18 protein-coding genes and 1 pseudogene are annotated in these 17365 nt (G+C 69.8%); 15 read left to right on the forward strand and 4 right to left on the reverse strand.

Annotated features, from left to right (window positions below):
• The 3 genes and pseudogenes from ACZ4MF_RS32210 to ACZ4MF_RS32220 form a co-directional block, all read left to right on the forward strand.
• Positions 1-344 (forward strand): annotated as a pseudogene (locus tag ACZ4MF_RS32210) (dehypoxanthine futalosine cyclase); the annotation flags it as partial.
• Between the two features lie 7 nt (positions 345-351).
• On the forward strand, positions 352-1014 hold the full coding sequence (locus tag ACZ4MF_RS32215) for an imidazolonepropionase-like domain-containing protein (RefSeq protein ID WP_467495725.1): 663 nt from the start codon (positions 352-354) through the stop codon (positions 1012-1014).
• Between the two features lie 121 nt (positions 1015-1135).
• Positions 1136-1831: a demethylmenaquinone methyltransferase gene (locus ACZ4MF_RS32220; protein WP_356027602.1), complete on the forward strand. Its 696-nt coding sequence runs from the start codon at positions 1136-1138 to the stop codon at positions 1829-1831.
• Between the two features lie 15 nt (positions 1832-1846).
• Here the strand turns inward: ACZ4MF_RS32220 and ACZ4MF_RS32225 are convergent, their stop codons facing one another.
• Together ACZ4MF_RS32225 and ACZ4MF_RS32230 are read right to left on the reverse strand one after the other, a co-directional pair.
• Positions 1847-2182 carry a PASTA domain-containing protein gene (locus tag ACZ4MF_RS32225; protein ID WP_467495728.1) on the reverse strand — a complete coding sequence of 112 codons (336 nt, stop codon included), beginning with the start codon at positions 2180-2182 and terminating at the stop codon, positions 1847-1849.
• Between the two features lie 82 nt (positions 2183-2264).
• Positions 2265-2843: a GNAT family N-acetyltransferase gene (locus ACZ4MF_RS32230; protein ID WP_467495730.1), complete on the reverse strand. Its 579-nt coding sequence runs from the start codon at positions 2841-2843 to the stop codon at positions 2265-2267.
• Positions 2844-2940: 97 nt separating this feature from the next.
• Here ACZ4MF_RS32230 and ACZ4MF_RS32235 point away from each other — a divergent pair, with 97 nt between their 5' ends.
• Positions 2941-4233 (forward strand): geranylgeranyl reductase family protein, encoded by a 1293-nt coding sequence (locus ACZ4MF_RS32235; RefSeq protein WP_467495732.1) that lies wholly within the window; start codon positions 2941-2943, stop codon positions 4231-4233.
• Here ACZ4MF_RS32235 and def read toward each other — a convergent pair.
• Together def and ACZ4MF_RS32245 are read right to left on the reverse strand one after the other, a co-directional pair.
• The gene (gene def, locus ACZ4MF_RS32240) at positions 4199-4867 is read right to left on the reverse strand and encodes a peptide deformylase (RefSeq protein ID WP_467495734.1); all 669 of its coding nucleotides are present in this window, start codon (positions 4865-4867) and stop codon (positions 4199-4201) included. The genes ACZ4MF_RS32235 and def overlap by 35 nt on opposite strands.
• 149 nt (positions 4868-5016) lie before the next feature.
• Positions 5017-5829, reverse strand: a complete 813-nt coding sequence (locus ACZ4MF_RS32245) for a C40 family peptidase (protein ID WP_356027590.1) — start codon at positions 5827-5829, stop codon at positions 5017-5019.
• A gap of 731 nt (positions 5830-6560) precedes the next feature.
• Between ACZ4MF_RS32245 and ACZ4MF_RS32250 the strand changes: the two genes are divergently transcribed.
• From ACZ4MF_RS32250 to nuoK, 11 genes are read left to right on the forward strand one after another with little or no spacing between them, the layout of a single operon-like run.
• Positions 6561-6920 (forward strand): NADH-quinone oxidoreductase subunit A, encoded by a 360-nt coding sequence (locus ACZ4MF_RS32250; protein WP_003992243.1) that lies wholly within the window; start codon positions 6561-6563, stop codon positions 6918-6920.
• Between the two features lie 15 nt (positions 6921-6935).
• Positions 6936-7490: a NuoB/complex I 20 kDa subunit family protein gene (locus ACZ4MF_RS32255; RefSeq protein ID WP_003998928.1), complete on the forward strand. Its 555-nt coding sequence runs from the start codon at positions 6936-6938 to the stop codon at positions 7488-7490.
• Positions 7487-8257 (forward strand): NADH-quinone oxidoreductase subunit C, encoded by a 771-nt coding sequence (locus tag ACZ4MF_RS32260; protein WP_356027587.1) that lies wholly within the window; start codon positions 7487-7489, stop codon positions 8255-8257. Before ACZ4MF_RS32255 ends, ACZ4MF_RS32260 begins: the two co-directional genes overlap by 4 nt.
• Positions 8254-9594 carry an NADH-quinone oxidoreductase subunit D gene (locus tag ACZ4MF_RS32265; protein ID WP_467495739.1) on the forward strand — a complete coding sequence of 447 codons (1341 nt, stop codon included), beginning with the start codon at positions 8254-8256 and terminating at the stop codon, positions 9592-9594. Before ACZ4MF_RS32260 ends, ACZ4MF_RS32265 begins: the two co-directional genes overlap by 4 nt.
• Positions 9591-10382: an NADH-quinone oxidoreductase subunit NuoE gene (nuoE, locus tag ACZ4MF_RS32270; RefSeq protein ID WP_467495741.1), complete on the forward strand. Its 792-nt coding sequence runs from the start codon at positions 9591-9593 to the stop codon at positions 10380-10382. Before ACZ4MF_RS32265 ends, nuoE begins: the two co-directional genes overlap by 4 nt.
• Complete coding sequence (gene nuoF / locus ACZ4MF_RS32275; RefSeq protein ID WP_467495743.1) at positions 10379-11728, forward strand: NADH-quinone oxidoreductase subunit NuoF; 1350 nt, start codon at positions 10379-10381, stop codon at positions 11726-11728. The genes nuoE and nuoF overlap by 4 nt, the downstream gene beginning before the upstream one ends.
• Positions 11725-14229: an NADH-quinone oxidoreductase subunit G gene (locus ACZ4MF_RS32280; protein WP_467495745.1), complete on the forward strand. Its 2505-nt coding sequence runs from the start codon at positions 11725-11727 to the stop codon at positions 14227-14229. Before nuoF ends, ACZ4MF_RS32280 begins: the two co-directional genes overlap by 4 nt.
• A complete protein-coding gene (nuoH, locus tag ACZ4MF_RS32285) occupies positions 14226-15590 on the forward strand; it encodes an NADH-quinone oxidoreductase subunit NuoH (RefSeq protein ID WP_467495747.1) in 1365 nt (454 codons plus the stop codon). The genes ACZ4MF_RS32280 and nuoH overlap by 4 nt, the downstream gene beginning before the upstream one ends.
• Positions 15583-16221, forward strand: a complete 639-nt coding sequence (gene nuoI / locus ACZ4MF_RS32290) for an NADH-quinone oxidoreductase subunit NuoI (protein WP_362822980.1) — start codon at positions 15583-15585, stop codon at positions 16219-16221. Before nuoH ends, nuoI begins: the two co-directional genes overlap by 8 nt.
• Entirely contained in the window at positions 16218-17060 is an 843-nt protein-coding gene (locus tag ACZ4MF_RS32295; protein ID WP_356027570.1) for an NADH-quinone oxidoreductase subunit J, read from the forward strand. The genes nuoI and ACZ4MF_RS32295 overlap by 4 nt, the downstream gene beginning before the upstream one ends.
• A complete protein-coding gene (nuoK, locus tag ACZ4MF_RS32300; RefSeq protein ID WP_071384283.1) occupies positions 17057-17356 on the forward strand; it encodes an NADH-quinone oxidoreductase subunit NuoK in 300 nt (99 codons plus the stop codon). The genes ACZ4MF_RS32295 and nuoK overlap by 4 nt, the downstream gene beginning before the upstream one ends.
• The last annotated feature ends 9 nt before the right edge of the window (positions 17357-17365 follow it).

Genomic DNA, 17365 nt, shown 5'->3' on the forward strand with positions numbered 1-17365 from the left:
TCGACAACGTCCAGCACATCCAGGGCTCCTGGCTCACCACCGGCAAGGAGGTCGGCCAGCTCTCGCTCCACTACGGCGCCGACGACCTCGGCTCGATCATGCTGGAGGAGAACGTGGTCTCCTCGGCCGGTGCCAAGCACCGCTCGAACCGGATGGAGATCATCGACCTGATCCGCAAGGCGGGCCGCGTCCCGGCGCAGCGCGCGACGACGTACGAGCACCTGGTCGTGCACGACGACCCGGCCGACGACCCCGTCGACGACCGCGTGGTCTCGCACATCTCGTCCACGGCCATCGAGGGCGGCACGGCCCACCCCGAGCTGAAGCTGCTGACCTCCAACTGACGCCGCCGTGCTGACGATCCACGCCGCCCCGCTGGTCCTGCCGGTGGGCGCGGCACCCGTCGCGGACGGGGCCGTGGTGGTGGACGGCGACCGGATCACGACCGTCGGGCCGTACGAGGAGGCCGTCGCCGCGGCGCCGGGCGCGCGGGTGCGGCGCTGGCCGGGCGTGCTCACCCCTGGGCTGCGCCAGTGGCACCCGCTGTGGCTGCTGCGCCGCTGCTACCACCCCGACCCGCGCGAAGCCGACGAGCTGGGCGAACTGCCGCTGTGGGGCGAGCGGTTGGCCGCCCTGGGCGACCTCACCGAGAGCCGCTGGTCGGGCAGTGTCCGGCGGGGTGTGCAGCGGATGCTGCGGTACGGCACGACGGCGGTCGCGTCCCCGGGGGCACGCTTCGGCGATCCGCTGGTGGCCACGGCCGTCGCCCGGTCCGGGCTGACGGTCGTGGGTGTCCAGGGCGCCCCCGGCATGCTGCTGGGCGAGTGTCCCGACCTCGACCCGTTCGCCGAGGGGTACGACCTCGCCGGCACGGTCCACGGCCCCCTGACCGTCGGCGGCCGGGCCGACCTCGCCGTGTTCGACGTCCCCGACGAGCCGGCCCTGAGCGAGCGCGGCGCGGTGACCTGCGTGGCGACCGTGCTGGGCGGTCGGCTGGTGTACCGGGGCCGCTGACCGGGCTCGGCCGTCCACGGCCGGACTCTGGTACCTGCGCACGTACCTGCGGTTCGGGCTGCCGCCGATGCGTCAGGAAGCCCGCCCTCGTCCCCGGAGGCCGGGCTGCAACAATGGGCGGGTGACCCGCGCCTCCCTGAACAAGCAGCCGCACGAAGTCGCCTCGATGTTCGACGACGTGGCGGAACGGTACGACCTGACCAACGACGTGCTGTCGCTCGGCCAGGACCGGCGCTGGCGCAAGGAGGTGTCGAAGGCGGTCGACGCGCGCCCCGCGCAGAAGATCCTCGACCTCGCGGCCGGTACGGCCACCTCCTCGCTGCCCTTCGCGCGGACGGGCGCGTATGTCGTCCCCTGCGACTTCTCGGTCGGGATGCTCCGGGTCGGCAAGCGGAAGCACACCTGGCTGCCGTTCACGGCCGGGGACGCGACGCGACTGCCGTTCAGGGACGACACCTTCGACGCCGTGACGATCTCCTTCGGACTGCGCAACGTCCAGGACTTCGACGCGGCCCTGCGGGAGATGCACCGGGTGACCCGCCCCGGCGGCCGCGTGGTGATCTGCGAGTTCTCGACGCCGACCTGGGCGCCCTTCCGCACCGTGTACACCGAGTACCTGATGCGGGCCCTGCCGCCGGTCGCGCGCGCGGTCTCCTCGAACCCGGACGCCTACGTCTACCTCGCCGAGTCCATCCGTGCCTGGCCCGACCAGCCCGCCCTCGCCGAACGGCTGCGCAAGGCGGGCTGGACGAAGGTGGCGTGGCGCAACCTCACCGGCGGTGTGGTCGCGCTGCACCGGGGCTTCAAGGAGAGCTGAACCCCCGCCGGCGCCTCACCGGTTGATCATCTCGAAGGCGTCGCCTGGTTCGCCGAGTTCGCGTTGCATCCCACCGCTCGGCGGGCGCGGGATGCGCGGCTCGCGCACGCCTCCGCCGCCCTCGCCCTCCCCGAAGTCGAACCACACGTACACCATCGAGTCCGGCGGCACCTCGGCGCCGGGCTGCGGATACTGGCGTACGACGTAGTCGACGACGGTGTGGTGGAAGTCCGGGCGGTCCGGCGCGTTGAGGAACAGGCCCCGCGCCCGGGCCGTTTCGCGCGCGTCCACGGCCATCAGTCCGACCAGCCGTGGCACACGTACTTCGGGTGTTTTGGGTGTTATGTGCACAGATGTCACCCCCAGCGGTACTGGAAGGGTAACTCCCGCGCCTCCCGGCCGGAAGGATCCGGTGTCTTTCTGTAACAGGCAACTACTCTGCGTTATCGAGGCGGTCGCCGCCGTCGCCGCCGTTGTCGCCCCTGACGACGGGGGCGGCGGGGGAGTCGAGGGCGAGCCGGAAGCAGAGGGCCCGCTCGCCCAGGGTCGGGTGCGGATAGGTCTCCGCCGGCCGCATGCCGAGCCGCCGGGTCACCGCGATCGACCGCTCGTTGCCGGGCCGGACCATCGCCACGACCTCCTTCACTCCGGCCGCCCGCACCCGCTCCAGCGTCTCGCGCGCGGCCGCCGTGACGTACCCCTTGCCCCAGTGCGCGCGACCGAGGCGCCAGCCGATCTCCGTCTCGCCGACCGGACCCCAGGCGGGCCGCCAGGGCTGGGCGCCGGTGAACCCGATGACCTCGCCGGTCCCGTCCAGCATCGTCCACAGGCAGAAGCCGAGCTCCGCGTCGTGCCGCCGCTGGCGCGCGGTGAGTTCCTCGTAGACGGAAAGGGCCGCCGGCCTGCCGCCGTAGAACTCCATGACCTCGGGATCTCCGAAGAGCCGGTGCCAGGCGACGGCGTCCTCGTGCGTAGGGACGCGCAGTCGTACCGCGGGGAGGGGTCGGTTCACAGGGCAGCCCTTCATCCGGGTGATCAATTCTGCTGCATAGACTGCCCATGTCCAGTGCCGGTCGGCACGCAGATTTCGAACTTGGGGAGATCCCGCCGTGACCGTCGTGAAGGAGCCCCTCTCCGAGAACACCGCCGACGTGATCGTCGTCGGCGCGGGGCCGGCCGGCTCCACGACCGCCTACCACCTCGCCAAGGCCGGTCTCGACGTCCTGCTCCTGGAGAAGACCGCGTTCCCGCGCGAGAAGGTGTGCGGCGACGGCCTCACCCCGCGCGCGGTGAAGCAGCTCGTCGCCATGGGCATCGACATCTCCGAGGAGGCCGGCTGGCTGCGCAACAAGGGCCTGCGCATCATCGGGGGCGGCTCCCGCCTCCAGCTGGACTGGCCGGATCTCGCCGCCTACCCGAACTACGGACTCGTCCGCAAGCGCGACGACTTCGACGAGCAGCTCGCCCGCAACGCGCAGAAGGCGGGGGCGCGGCTGTACGAGCGCTGCAACGTGGGCGCCCCGGTCATCGACGACCGCACGGGCCGCATCACCGGTGTGACCGCCAAGCTCGGCGAGGAGAAGCGCGAGGTCACCTTCCACGCGCCGCTGGTCGTCGCCGCCGACGGCAACTCCACCCGGCTGTCCCTCGCGATGGGCCTGCACCGCCGCGAGGACCGCCCGATGGGCGTCGCCGTGCGCACCTACTTCACCTCGCCCCGCCACGAAGACGACTACCTGGAGTCCTGGCTGGAACTGTGGGACCGCCGTGGCGCCCAGGACCGCCTGCTGCCCGGCTACGGCTGGATCTTCGGCATGGGCGACGGCACGTCGAACGTGGGCCTCGGCGTGCTGAACACCTCCGCCTCCTTCAAGGAGCTGGACTGGCGCGAGGTCCTCAAGGCCTGGTGCGCCTCCATGCCCGAGGACTGGGGCTACACCCCCGAGAACATGACCGGTCCGATCCGCGGCGCCGCCCTGCCCATGGCCTTCAACCGCCAGCCGCACTACACGCGCGGGCTGCTGCTCGTCGGTGACGCCGGCGGCCTGGTGAACCCCTTCAACGGCGAGGGCATCGCCTACGCCATGGAGTCCGGCCAGATCGCCGCCGACGTCATCGTCCAGGCCCACGCGCGGGCCACGCCCGCCCAGCGCGAGATCGCCCTCCAGCGGTACCCGCGCGTCCTCAAGGACACCTACGGCGGCTACTACACGCTCGGCCGCGCCTTCGTGAAGCTCATCGGCAACCCGAAGGTCATGCAGATCGCCACCCAGCGCGGCCTCACACACCCGATGCTGATGAAGTTCACCCTCAAGCTCCTCGCGAACCTCACCGACCCCACGGGCGGCGACGCGATGGACCGCGTGATCAACGGTCTGAGCCGGGTGGCCCCGAAGGCGTGAGGCTCCGCCGAGGCCGGCTCAGTTCCCCGGCGCGGGCGGCCCGGCGGGCGAAGACCTCGTCCCGCCGGTCCGCCATCTGCCGCAGCGCGTCCTTCTTCTCGCGCGTGGAGAGCCGGTCCAGGTAGACGTACCCGTGGGTGTGGTCGGTCTCGTGGGCCAGACAGCGGGCGAAATATCCCGTGCCCTCGATGACGAGCGGACGGCCGTCCCTGTCCTGCCCGCGCACGACGGCGCGCTCCGGCCGCGGTACGGGCATCACGGCGCCCGGCACCGACAGACAGCCCTCGCCCTCGTCGATCAGCCGACGCCCGGCCGGGGCGGACTCCAGTACCGGATTGACGATGTGCCCGACATGTCGGACACCATCGTCGTCGGGGCAGTCGTACACGAACAGACGCAGATCGACGCCCACTTGATTGGCCGCGAGGCCGGCTCCCTCGGCGACGTACATGGTGAGGAACATGTCGTCGATGAGCGCGGCGAGGTCGGGCCCGAACTCCGTGACGTCCCGGCACGGCTTGTGCAGGACCTCCTCGCCGACCTCGGTGACCCGGCGCACCGCGCCACGCCCGGACTCGGGGGCGTAGCGCGGGTAGTGGTCGGCGGGACTTCCCTGTACGAACACGCGTGGCATCGCGCGGTCTCCTTCGCTCGTGACCGGACCGCCGTACGACGGCCCGGACCGAGCATGTCAGGAAAGACCGGCCCGCACGCCGGTACGGCGCAAGGGCCGCTGCCCCCGAGCGGCTGCGGCCCTACGCGCGTTGAGTGGTGCCGGTGCCCTCAGAGCACCCGCACGGCGCCGGTCGGCGGGTCGTACGACAGCGGCCTCTCGACGATGCCGGTGGACGGGTTCTGCGCGCCGACAAACATACCGTCGCCGACGTACACCGCCACGTGGTACGCGCTGCCCGCGCCGCCCCAGTAGAGGATGTCGCCCGGCTGGAGGTTGCTCAGCGAGACCTGGGTGCCCTGGGTGGACTGGTCCTGGGAGACGCGCGGCAGGTCGACGCCGATCTGCTTGAAGGCGGACTGCACCAGGCCGGAGCAGTCGTAGGCGCTCGGGCCGGAGGCGCCCAGGACGTAGGACTTGCCGATCTGCGCCTTCACGAAGGCGATGACCGTGGCGGCCGAACCGGTCGCGGAGCCGGTGTCGGTGGAGGAGGTGCCGGTGCTCGACGAGGCGGAGAGCGTGGTGCGCTCCGCGTTGCGCGAGGCACGGGCGGCGGCCTCGATGCGGGCCTGCTCCTCGGCCTTCTTCTTGGCCGCCGCGGCCTTCTGCTGGGCCTCGGCGAGGTCCGCCTTGGCCTGCTTCGCGGCATTCGCGGCGGCCGCGTCGCGCTCCGCCTGGAGCTGGTAGTTCGCGGCGGCCTGCTGCGTGGCGTCCGCGGACTGGGCGGCCTGGGCGGCCAGGTCGGCCGTCAGGGTGGGCAGTTCGAGGGTCTGCGTCACCGGCTCGGCCGCGTTCGCCGAGCCGGACGCCCCGGCGACTGCCAGGGTGCCGAGGACGCCACCGGCAACTCCGGCCCGCATCGCGAAGGTCGACGCGCTGCGGCGGGGCTTCCGGTGGCTGCGTATGTGAGCGGTGTGGGACATGAGGACAACGGGTACCAGGGGCTCCTTCATATCTTCAAGAAACGTGTGCTGCGCCACAGTTGCTCAATCGAGACCCTGAATCCCGGGTGTGTCGCTCTTTATTGACGCCGTAACGGACATAGCGGACGTTGACGATCAAGCCCTTGATCACGGTCTTTGATCATTACGTCCGAATTGCCCCGCACCTACCACCGGTTGGGATGGTTGGCCAACCCCGGTTCTCGCGACCCTCTCATCGATGTGGCGGAGGTCACGGAACGGTTACCGGAAGGGCGGCGTCCCGTGTGCGCGGAGCTCGTGAACGCGTGTACGCGTCCACATCGCGCTTCGCGCTCCCCCTGATGTGTGAACGCGGCCCTTTATCAGGCAGTCGCGTCCAGCACCAATTTGCATGCAAGCGAAGTCTCTTGATATTGAGACGCCCCCTCCGGCCTGCGACGACAAGCCGGAATGTCACTTCTGGTGATCAACTGAACGCTTCGCGTATGAAGATCACCCATCATCCGACTTCATGATCCTTCGTCAGGTGGTGGAGATCACAAAGCTTGTGGAATACCCCGTGTCGCAGATCACAGAGCGGCGGGCATAAGATGCGAGGCAGTTGGGCTTGTGACCTGCTTCACATGTTCTCGATCTTCGCCCGGGACGAGCGGGGCGCGTGGGACCGGTGAGGCGGGTGTGGGCCCTGTGAACCGCCAGCAGTCAGCGCCGACTGAGAGGAGCGAGGAGCGGTGAACGCGTATGCGCCCATCCTCGTACTGGGAGCCCTCGGGGCAGGCTTTGCGATCTTCTCCGTGGTCATGGCCACGCTGATCGGGCCGAAGCGGTACAACCGCGCGAAGCTCGAGGCCTATGAATGCGGTATCGAGCCGACCCCCACGCCGGCCGGCGGCGGGCGCTTCCCCATCAAGTACTACCTGACGGCGATGCTCTTCATCGTCTTCGACATCGAGATCGTCTTCCTCTACCCCTGGGCCGTCACCTTCGACGCCCTGGGGATCTTCGGGCTCGTGGAGATGCTGCTCTTCGTGCTCACCGTCTTCGTCGCGTACGCGTACGTATGGCGGCGCGGCGGCCTGGAATGGGACTGAGGGGCCTTTAACGACATGGGACTCGAAGAAAAGCTGCCGAGCGGTTTCCTGCTCACGACCGTCGAGCAGGCCGCGGGCTGGGTGCGCAAGGCGTCCGTCTTCCCGGCCACCTTCGGCCTCGCCTGCTGCGCCATCGAGATGATGACGACCGGCGCGGGCCGTTACGACCTGGCGCGCTTCGGCATGGAGGTCTTCCGCGGCTCGCCGCGCCAGGCCGACCTGATGATCGTCGCCGGCCGGGTCAGCCAGAAGATGGCGCCGGTGCTCCGGCAGGTCTACGACCAGATGCCCAACCCCAAGTGGGTGATCTCCATGGGCGTCTGCGCCTCCTCGGGCGGCATGTTCAACAACTACGCGATCGTCCAGGGCGTCGACCACATCGTCCCGGTCGACATCTACCTGCCGGGCTGCCCGCCCCGCCCCGAGATGCTGATGGACGCGATCCTCAAGCTCCATCAGAAGATCCAGACCTCCAAGCTCGGCGTGAATGCCGAGGAAGCCGCCCGCGAGGCGGAGGAGGCGGCTCTCAAGGCCCTGCCCACGATCGAGATGAAGGGGCTGCTGCGGTGAGCGACGCGAACGGCAACGGCACGGGCGGCGCGAACGGATCCGCGAACGGCGTCAACCCCGAGAAGGACCTGTCCGCCTCCAACCTCCCCGGCCAGCGCGGCCAGGGCGGCGAGGAGATCCGCGTCCAGCGCGGCATGTTCGGCGCCAACAACGGCGGCGACACCTCCGGCTACGGCGGACTGGTCCGCTCGGTCCGCCTCCCGGGTCCCGCGAGCAGGCCCTACGGCGGCTGGTTCGACGAGGTCGCCGACGAACTCGAAGGCGCCCTGGAGGAACAGGGACTCCTCCCGGAGAACGCCATCGAGAAGACGGTCGTCGACCGCGCCGAGCTGACCTTCCACATCGAACGCGAGCACCTGGTCCGTGTCGCCCGCACCCTGCGCGACGACCCGGCCCTGCGCTTCGAGCTGTGCACCGGCGTCAGCGGCGTCCACTACCCGAACGACAAGGGCCGCGAGCTGCACGCCGTGTACCACCTGCGCTCGATCACCCACAACCGGCTGATCCGCCTCGAAGTCAGCGCACCCGACAGCGACCCGCGCATCCCGTCCCTGGTCCCCGTCTATCCGACGAACGACTGGCACGAGCGCGAGACCTACGACTTCTTCGGGATCGTCTTCGACGGTCACCCGGCCCTGACGCGGATCATGATGCCGGACGACTGGCAGGGCCACCCGCAGCGCAAGGACTACCCCCTCGGCGGCATCCCCGTCGAGTACAAGGGCGCCCAGATCCCGGCTCCGGACCAGCGGAGGTCGTACTCGTGAGCACGCAGTCAGCATCCGCGGCCGACGCCGCATCGGCGCGAGAGACCACCGAGGGCACCGTATATACGGTCACCGGTGGCGACTGGGACGAGATCGTCCAGTCCGCGACCCGCGCCGACGACGAACGCATCGTCGTCAACATGGGTCCGCAGCACCCGTCCACCCATGGGGTGCTTCGCCTGATCCTGGAGATCGAGGGCGAGACCGTCACCGAGGCCCGCTGCGGCATCGGCTATCTGCACACCGGCATCGAGAAGAACCTCGAATTCCGCACGTGGACGCAGGGCACCACCTTCGTCACGCGCATGGACTACCTCACGTCCTTCTTCAACGAGACCGCCTACTGTCTCGCCGTCGAGAAACTCCTCGGCATCGAGGACGAGATCACCGAGCGCGCCAAGATCACCCGGGTGCTCCTGATGGAGCTGAACCGGCTCTCCTCCCACCTGGTGTGCATCGCCACCGGCGGCATGGAGCTGGGCGCCACCACGATCATGATCTACGGATTCCGCGATCGTGAAATGATTCTCGACCTCTACGAGCTCATCACGGGCCTGCGCATGAACCACGCGTACATCCGGCCCGGCGGACTCGCCCAGGACCTGCCGCCCGGCGCGGTGGACCAGATCCGCGCGTTCGTGAAGAAGATGAAGAAGAACCTCCCGGAGTACGACAAGCTCGCCACCGGGAACCCCATCTTCAAGGCCCGCATGCAGGACATCGGCTACCTCGACCTGGCCGGCTGCATGGCCCTCGGCGCCACCGGCCCGATCCTGCGCTCCGCCGGCCTGCCGCACGACCTGCGCAAGGCCCAGCCGTACTGCGGCTACGAGACGTACGACTTCGAGATCCCGACCGCCGACACCTGCGACGCCTACGGCCGCTTCCTGGTCCGCCTGGAGGAGATGCGCCAGTCGCTCGGGATCGTCGAGCAGTGTCTGGACCGGCTCCAGCCCGGACCGGTCATGGTCGCCGACAAGAAGATCGCCTGGCCCGCCCAGCTCGCCCTGGGACCGGACGGACTCGGCAACTCCCTCGACCACATCAAGAAGATCATGGGCACCTCGATGGAGGCCCTGATCCACCACTTCAAGCTCGTCACCGAGGGCTTCCGCGTCCCGCCGGGACAGGCCTACGCGGCCGTCGAGTCCCCCAAGGGCGAACTCGGCGTGCACGCCGTCTCCGACGGCGGCACCCGCCCCTACCGGGTCCACTTCCGGGACCCGTCCTTCACCAACCTGCAGGCCATGGCGGCGATGTGCGAAGGCGGCCAGGTCGCCGACGTGATCGTCGCCGTCGCGTCCATCGACCCCGTGATGGGAGGCGTCGACCGGTGACCACCTCTTCTTCGGAGCGGGGCGTCAGCCTGGGCATGCCCGAACTGCCCGCGCCCGCGTACCCGGACGACGTCCGGGCCCGGCTGGAGGCGGACGCGCGCGAGATCGTCGCGCGCTACCCGGACTCCCGCTCCGCCCTGCTGCCGCTGCTCCACCTCGTGCAGTCGGAGGAGGGCCACGTCACGCGCGCCGGAATGCGGTTCTGCGCGGACGTGCTGGACCTGACCACGGCCGAGGTCAGCGCCGTCGCCACCTTCTACACCATGTACCGGCGCAAGGCGTCCGGCGACTACCAGGTCGGCGTGTGCACCAACACGCTGTGCGCGGTGATGGGCGGTGACGAGATCTTCGAGACCCTCCAGGAGCACCTGGGCGTCGGCAACGGCGAGACCACCGGCGACGGCAAGGTCACCCTGGAGCACATCGAGTGCAACGCGGCCTGCGACTTCGCGCCGGTCGTGATGGTCAACTGGGAGTTCTTCGACAACCAGACGCCCGGCAGCGCCAAGCGCCTGGTCGACGACCTGCGCGCGGGGCGGCCCGTGCAGCCCACGCGCGGGGCGCGGATGTGCACCTTCAAGGAGACCGCGCGGATGCTGGCCGGCTTCCCCGACGAGCGGCCCGGGGCCGTCGAGGAGGGTGGCAGTGCGGGACCCGCGTCGCTGGTGGGCCTTCGCCTGGCAAGGGGAGAGGCCGCACCCGCGCGCGTGGTCCATCCGCGCGGAGGTCCGCACGAGGAACCCCAGGACACGCCGTCCGCCGACCAGGACGCAGAGGAGGGGGAGTGATGACCGTGGCAGCCGAACTCAAGGACACCAGCCCCGAGAAGCTGCTCGCACCCGTGCTGTCTGCCTTCTGGGACGAGGACCGGTCCTGGACGCTGGACGTCTACCGGAGGCACGAGGGGTACGAGGGGCTGCGCAAGGCACTCGCCATGTCGCCGGACGACCTGATCGCGTACGTCAAGGACTCCGGTCTGCGCGGCCGCGGTGGCGCGGGGTTCCCGACCGGAATGAAGTGGCAGTTCATTCCGCAAGGTGATGGAAAACCGCACTATCTAGTTGTCAACGCCGACGAGTCGGAGCCCGGGACCTGCAAGGACATCCCGCTCCTCTTCGCGAACCCGCACAGCCTCATCGAGGGCATTGTGATCGCGTGTTACGCCATCAGGTCGTCGCATGCCTTCATCTATCTGCGTGGTGAAGTCGTCCCCGTTCTGCGGCGGTTGCACGAGGCCGTGCGCGAGGCCCGCGCGGCGGGATACCTCGGCGAGAACATCCTGGGCAGCGGGCTCGACCTCCAGCTCACCGTGCACGCGGGCGCGGGCGCGTACATCTGCGGTGAGGAGACCGCACTGCTGGACTCGCTCGAAGGCCGCCGTGGTCAACCGCGGCTGCGTCCTCCCTTCCCTGCTGTCGAAGGGCTCTATGCCTGCCCGACTGTTGTGAACAACGTCGAGTCGATCGCGTCGGTTCCCGCCATCCTGAAAAACGGGAAAGACTGGTTCAGGTCGATGGGCAGCGAGAAGTCCCCGGGCTTCACGCTCTACTCGCTCAGCGGCCACGTCGCGAGCCCCGGCCAGTACGAGGCCCCGCTCGGCATCACGCTCCGCCAGCTCCTCGACATGAGCGGTGGGATGCGGCCCGGCCACCGCCTCAAGTTCTGGACGCCCGGCGGCTCCTCGACGCCGATGTTCACCGACGAACACCTCGACGTTCCCCTCGACTACGAAGGAGTGGGCGCCGCTGGTTCCATGCTCGGCACCAAGGCGCTCCAGTGCTTCGACGAGACGACCTGCGTGGTGCGGGCGGTGACCCGCTGGACCGAGTTCTACGCGCACGAGTCCTGCGGCAAGTGCACGCCCTGCCGCGAAGGGACGTACTGGCTGGTGCAGTTGCTGCGGGACATCGAAGCGGGCAAGGGCGTCATGCCCGACCTCGACAAGCTCGCCGACATCGCCGACAACATCAACGGCAAGTCGTTCTGCGCCCTCGGCGACGGCGCCGCGTCCCCGATCTTCTCCTCGCTGAAGTACTTCCGCGAGGAGTACGAGCAGCACATCACGGGCCGGGGCTGCCCCTTCGACCCGGCCAAGTCGACGGCCTGGGCGGACCGCCCGGAGGTGAACGCATGACCGTGACCACCAGCGCCCCCACCGGAGGGGGGCAGGCGGCGGTCCCGCCGGAGGACCTCGTCACGCTGACGATCGACGGCATCGAGATCAGCGTGCCCAAGGGCACCCTGGTCATCCGGGCCGCCGAGCAGGTCGGCGTCGAGATCCCCCGGTTCTGCGACCACCCCCTCCTCGCCCCCGTCGGCGCCTGTCGCCAGTGCATCGTCGAGGTCGAGGGCCAGCGCAAGCCGATGGCGTCCTGCACCATCACGTGCACCGACGGCATGGTGGTGAAGACCCAGCTCACCTCGCCGGTCGCCGAGAAGGCCCAGCACGGCGTGATGGAGCTGCTGCTCATCAACCACCCGCTGGACTGCCCGGTCTGCGACAAGGGCGGCGAGTGCCCGCTCCAGAACCAGGCCATGTCGCACGGCAACGCCGAGTCCCGCTTCGACGGGAAGAAGCGCACCTACGAGAAGCCCGTACCGATCTCCACCCAGGTACTGCTCGACCGTGAGCGGTGCGTGCTGTGCGCCCGCTGCACCCGGTTCTCCAACCAGATCGCGGGCGACCCGATGATCGAGCTGCTGGAGCGGGGCGCGCTCCAGCAGGTCGGCACCGGCGAGGGCGACCCGTTCGAGTCGTACTTCTCCGGCAACACCATCCAGATCTGCCCGGTCGGCGCCCTGACCTCGGCCGCCTACCGCTTCCGCTCCCGCCCCTTCGACCTCATCTCCTCGCCCTCGGTGTGCGAGCACTGCTCCGGCGGCTGCGCCACCCGCACCGACCACCGGCGCGGCAAGGTCATGCGGCGGCTCGCCGAGAACGACCCCGAGGTCAACGAGGAGTGGATCTGCGACAAGGGACGCTTCGCGTTCCGGTACGCGCAGGCGAAGGACCGCCTCGACACCCCGCTGGTCCGCAATGCCGACGGCGTCCTGGAGCCCGCCTCCTGGCCGCAGGCGCTGGACGCGGCCGCGCGCGGGCTGAGCGCCGCCCGCTCCCGGGCCGGCGTCCTCATCGGCGGCCGGCTCACCGTCGAGGACGCCTACGCGTACAGCAAGTTCGCGCGCGTGGCGCTCGACACCAACGACATCGACTTCCGCGCGCGCGTGCACAGCGGCGAGGAGGCCGACTTCCTGGCGTCCCAGGTGGCCGGCCGCGGCTGTGACCTGGACGGTACGGGTGTCACGTACACCTCCCTGGAGAAGGCGCCCGCCGTCCTGCTGGTCGGCTTCGAGTCCGAGGAGGAGGCGCCCGGCGTCTTCCTGCGGCTGCGCAAGGCCTGGCGCAGGCACAAGCAGCAGGTCTTCGCGGTGGCCACGCACGCGACGCGGGGCCTTGAGAAGGCGGGCGGCACGCTGCTGCCGGCCGCGCCGGGCACCGAGACCGAGTGGCTGGACGCCCTCGCGAGCGGTGTCGGCCTGGAGGAGCCCGGCACGCGCGCGGCGGAGGCCTTGCGCGGCGACGGCGCGGTCATCGTCGTCGGCGAACGGCTCGCCTCGGTCGCGGGCGGCCTCACCGCCGCCGTCCGCGCTGCCACCGCGACCGGCGCGCGGCTGGTGTGGATCCCGCGCCGGGCCGGTGAACGTGGCGCCGTCGAGGTCGGCGCGCTGCCGTCGCTGCTGCCGGGCGGCCGCCCGGCGACCGACCCGCGCGCGCGGGAGGAGGTCGCCGCCGCCTGGGGGCTGGCCGAACTCCCGTTGCGTTACGGCCGCGACACGCACCACATCCTGGAGGCCGCCGCCACGGGCGAACTGTCCGCGCTCGTCGTCGCCGGCGTGGAGGTCGCCGACCTGCCCGACCCGGCACGCGCGCGTGAGGCACTGGACAGCGTCGGCTTCCTGGTCTCGCTGGAGCTGCGGCCCGGCGAGGTCACGCAGCACGCCGACGTCGTCCTGCCGGTCGCCGCGGCCGCCGAGAAGGCGGGCACCTTCCTCAACTGGGAAGGCAGGGTGCGGCTCTTCGACGCCGCCCTCAAGCCCGACCAGATGACCCGCCGTCTCGCGCCGACCGACGCCCGCGTGCTCCAGATGCTCGCCGACGCCATGGACGTCCACCTCGGTCTGCCGGATCTGCGCACCACGCGCGCGGAGATCGACCGGCTCGGTTCCTGGGACGGCCCGCACGCCACCGAGCCCCAGGAGTCCTCGGGCGTGCTGCCGCGTCCGGCCGTCGGCGAGGCCGTGCTCGCCGGGCACCGGCTACTGCTCGACCAGGGCGTCCTCCAGCAGGGCGACGACGCGCTCGCCGGCACCCGGCACGCCGCACGCGCGCGCCTGTCGGCGGCCACGGCCGCCGAGGCGGGCGTGCGGGACGGCGAACTCCTCGCCGTCACCGGCCCGGCCGGCACCACCGAACTCCCGCTCCAGGTCACCGAGATGCCCGACCGCGTGGTCTGGCTCCCGCTGAACTCCGCCGGTGCCGGCGTCGCCTCCGACACCGGGGCACAGCCCGGCTCCCTCGTCCGTATCGGCCCGTCGGCAGTCGCCGAAGGGGCCCCCAAGGAGGTGGAGGCATGAGCCCGTTCCTCGCCGCTGAAGACCTCTCGATGTTCGGCCGCGACCCCTGGTGGCTGGTCGTCGTCAAGGCGGTGTTCTGCTTCGCCTTCCTGATGGTGACCGTGCTGTTCTCCATCGTCTGGGAGCGCAAGGTCGTCGCCTGGATGCAACTGCGCATCGGCCCCAACCGGCACGGCCCCTGGGGCATGCTCCAGTCGCTCGCCGACGGCGTGAAGCTGATGCTCAAGGAAGACCTCATCGTCAAGCGCGCGGACAAGGTGGTCTACGTCCTCGCGCCGATCGTCGCGGCCATCCCGGCCTTCATGGCGATCGCGGTGATCCCCTTCGGCCCGGCCGACAACGAGATCTCGATCTTCGGCCACCGCACCACGATGCAGCTCACCGACCTGCCGATCGCGATGCTCTACATCCTCGCGGTCGCCTCCGTCGGCATCTACGGCATCGTGCTGGCGGGCTGGAGTTCCGGATCCACCTACCCGCTGCTCGGCGGCCTGCGCTCCTGCGCACAGATGATCTCCTACGAGATCGCCATGGGCGCCGCGTTCGCCTCCGTGTTCCTCTACTCGGGGTCGATGTCGACGTCCACGATCGTGGAGCAGCAGCACGACCGCTGGTACATCCTGCTGCTGCCGGTCTCCTTCATCCTCTACATCGTCACGATGGTCGGCGAGACCAACCGCGCCCCCTTCGACATGCCGGAGTCCGAGGGCGACCTGGTCGGAGGCTTCAACACCGAGTACTCGTCCATCAAGTTCGCGATGTTCATGCTCGCCGAGTACGTGAACATGGTGACGGTCTCGGCCGTGTCGACCACGCTCTTCCTCGGCGGCTGGCGCGCCCCCTGGCCGATCAGCGCCTTCTGGCAGGGCGCCAACCACGGCTGGTGGCCGCTGCTCTGGTTCGTGATCAAGGTCCAGTTGCTGCTGTTCTTCTTCATCTGGCTGCGCGGCACGCTCCCGCGCGTGCGCTACGACCAGTTGATGAAGCTCGGCTGGAAGGTCCTCATCCCGGTCTCGGTGACCTGGCTGATGCTGGTGGCGACGGTACGGGCCCTGCGCAACGAGCACTACGACTTCGCCGACATCGCCCTCTACGTCGGCGGCGGAGTCCTCGCCCTGCTGCTGCTCTCCTTCGTCGCCGACATGTTCCGCGAGAAGACGAAGGAGACCGAGCAGCCGGCCGCGCAGGAGGCCGGTTTCGACCCGATGGCGGGCGGATTCCCGGTCCCGCCGCTGCCCGGACAGGAGCTCCCGCCGGTGCCGAGGCGCCGCCCCCGCCGCGAGCGGGAGCTGATTGTCAGTGGTGGGTCGGACACTGTCAGTGACGGATCTTCGGATGGAAAGGAGGCGTCCGATGGCTGAGGAGCCCAAGGAGACCAAGCCCGGTTTCCTGAACCCCGTGGCCGGCTTCGGCGTGACCTTCAAGGCCATGTTCAAGAAGCGGCTGACCGAGCAGTACCCCGAGCAGAAGAAGACCACGGCCCCGCGGTTCCACGGACGGCACCAGCTCAACCGCCATCCGGACGGCCTGGAGAAGTGCGTCGGCTGCGAGCTGTGCGCCTGGGCCTGCCCCGCCGACGCGATCTACGTCGAGGGCGCCGACAACACCGACGAGGAGCGCTACTCGCCGGGTGAGCGGTACGGCCGCGTCTACCAGATCAACTACGCCCGCTGCATCCTGTGCGGCCTGTGCATCGAGGCGTGCCCCACGCGCGCGCTCACGATGACCAACGAGTTCGAGCTGGCCGACTCCAGCCGCGCCAACCTCATCTACACCAAGGAGCAGCTGCTCGCCGGCCTTGAGGACGGCATGGTCGACACGCCCCACGCGATCTTCCCGGGCACCGACGAACAGGACTACTACCGCGGCCTGGTGACCCAGGCCGCGCCCGGCACCGTACGGCAGGTCGCCGTCTCCAAGGGCGAGTCCCCCGAGGACCGGCAGCAGGACCAGGACCAGGGCCAGGGCCAGGAGCGGGAGGTGGACGCATGAGCGCGCAGCTCGCCGCCTACACCACCTCCACCGGCGAGGCCTTCCAGTTCTGGGTGCTCGCCACCGTCGCGGTGATCGGCGCCCTGTGCACCGTTTTCATGAAGAAGTCCGTGCACAGCGCCCTCTCCCTCGCCGGGACCATGATCGTCCTGGCGGTGTTCTACCTCGCCAACGGCGCCTACTTCCTCGGCATCGTGCAGATCGTCGTCTACACCGGCGCGATCATGATGCTGTTCCTGTTCGTGGTGATGCTCGTCGGCGTGACGGCCGCGGACTCGCTGAAGGAGACCATCAAGGGCCAGCGCTGGCTGGCCCTCGCGTGCGGGGTCGGCTTCGGCGTGCTGCTGTTCGCCGGCATCGGCAACGCCTCGCTGAAGGAGTTCAACGGCACCGGCCGGGCGAACGCGAACGGCAACGTGGAAGGCCTCGCCTCCCTCATCTTCACCAAGTACGTCTTCGCCTTCGAAATCACCGGCGCCCTGCTGATCACGGCCGCCGTCGGCGCCATGGTGCTCACGCACCGGGAGCGCACCGAGCGCGCCAAGACCCAGCGCGAGCTGTCCGAACAGCGCATCCGCGAGGGCAAGCACGTCCCGCCGCTGCCCGCCCCCGGTGTCTACGCCCGGCACAACGCCGTGGACATCGCCGGCCTGCTGCCCGACGGCACCCCGTCCGAGCTGACCGTCAGCAAGACGCTGCGCGAACGCGGCCAGATCCGCGACGTCTCGGCGGAGGCCCTCGGCGACCTGCGGGCGCTGGAGCAGCGTTCGCAGGAGCGCCTGGAGCGTACGGCGATCGAACCGACGACGTTCAAGCGGTCCGAGGAGGCGTCGAAGTGAACCCGGTCAACTACCTGTATCTCTCGGCCCTGTTGTTCACGATCGGCGCGACCGGCGTCCTGATCCGGCGCAACGCCATCGTGGTCTTCATGTGCATCGAGCTGATGCTGAACGCCTGCAACCTCGCGTTCGTCACCTTCTCCCGGATGCACGGCAACCTCGACGGCCAGATCATCGCGTTCTTCACGATGGTCGTCGCCGCCGCGGAGGTCGTGGTGGGCCTCGCGATCATCGTGTCGCTGTTCCGTACCCGCCACTCGGCCTCGGTCGACGACGCCAGCCTGATGAAGCTGTAAGGGGTCGGA

The sequence above is a fragment of the Streptomyces sp. NPDC025793 genome (assembly GCF_055558375.1).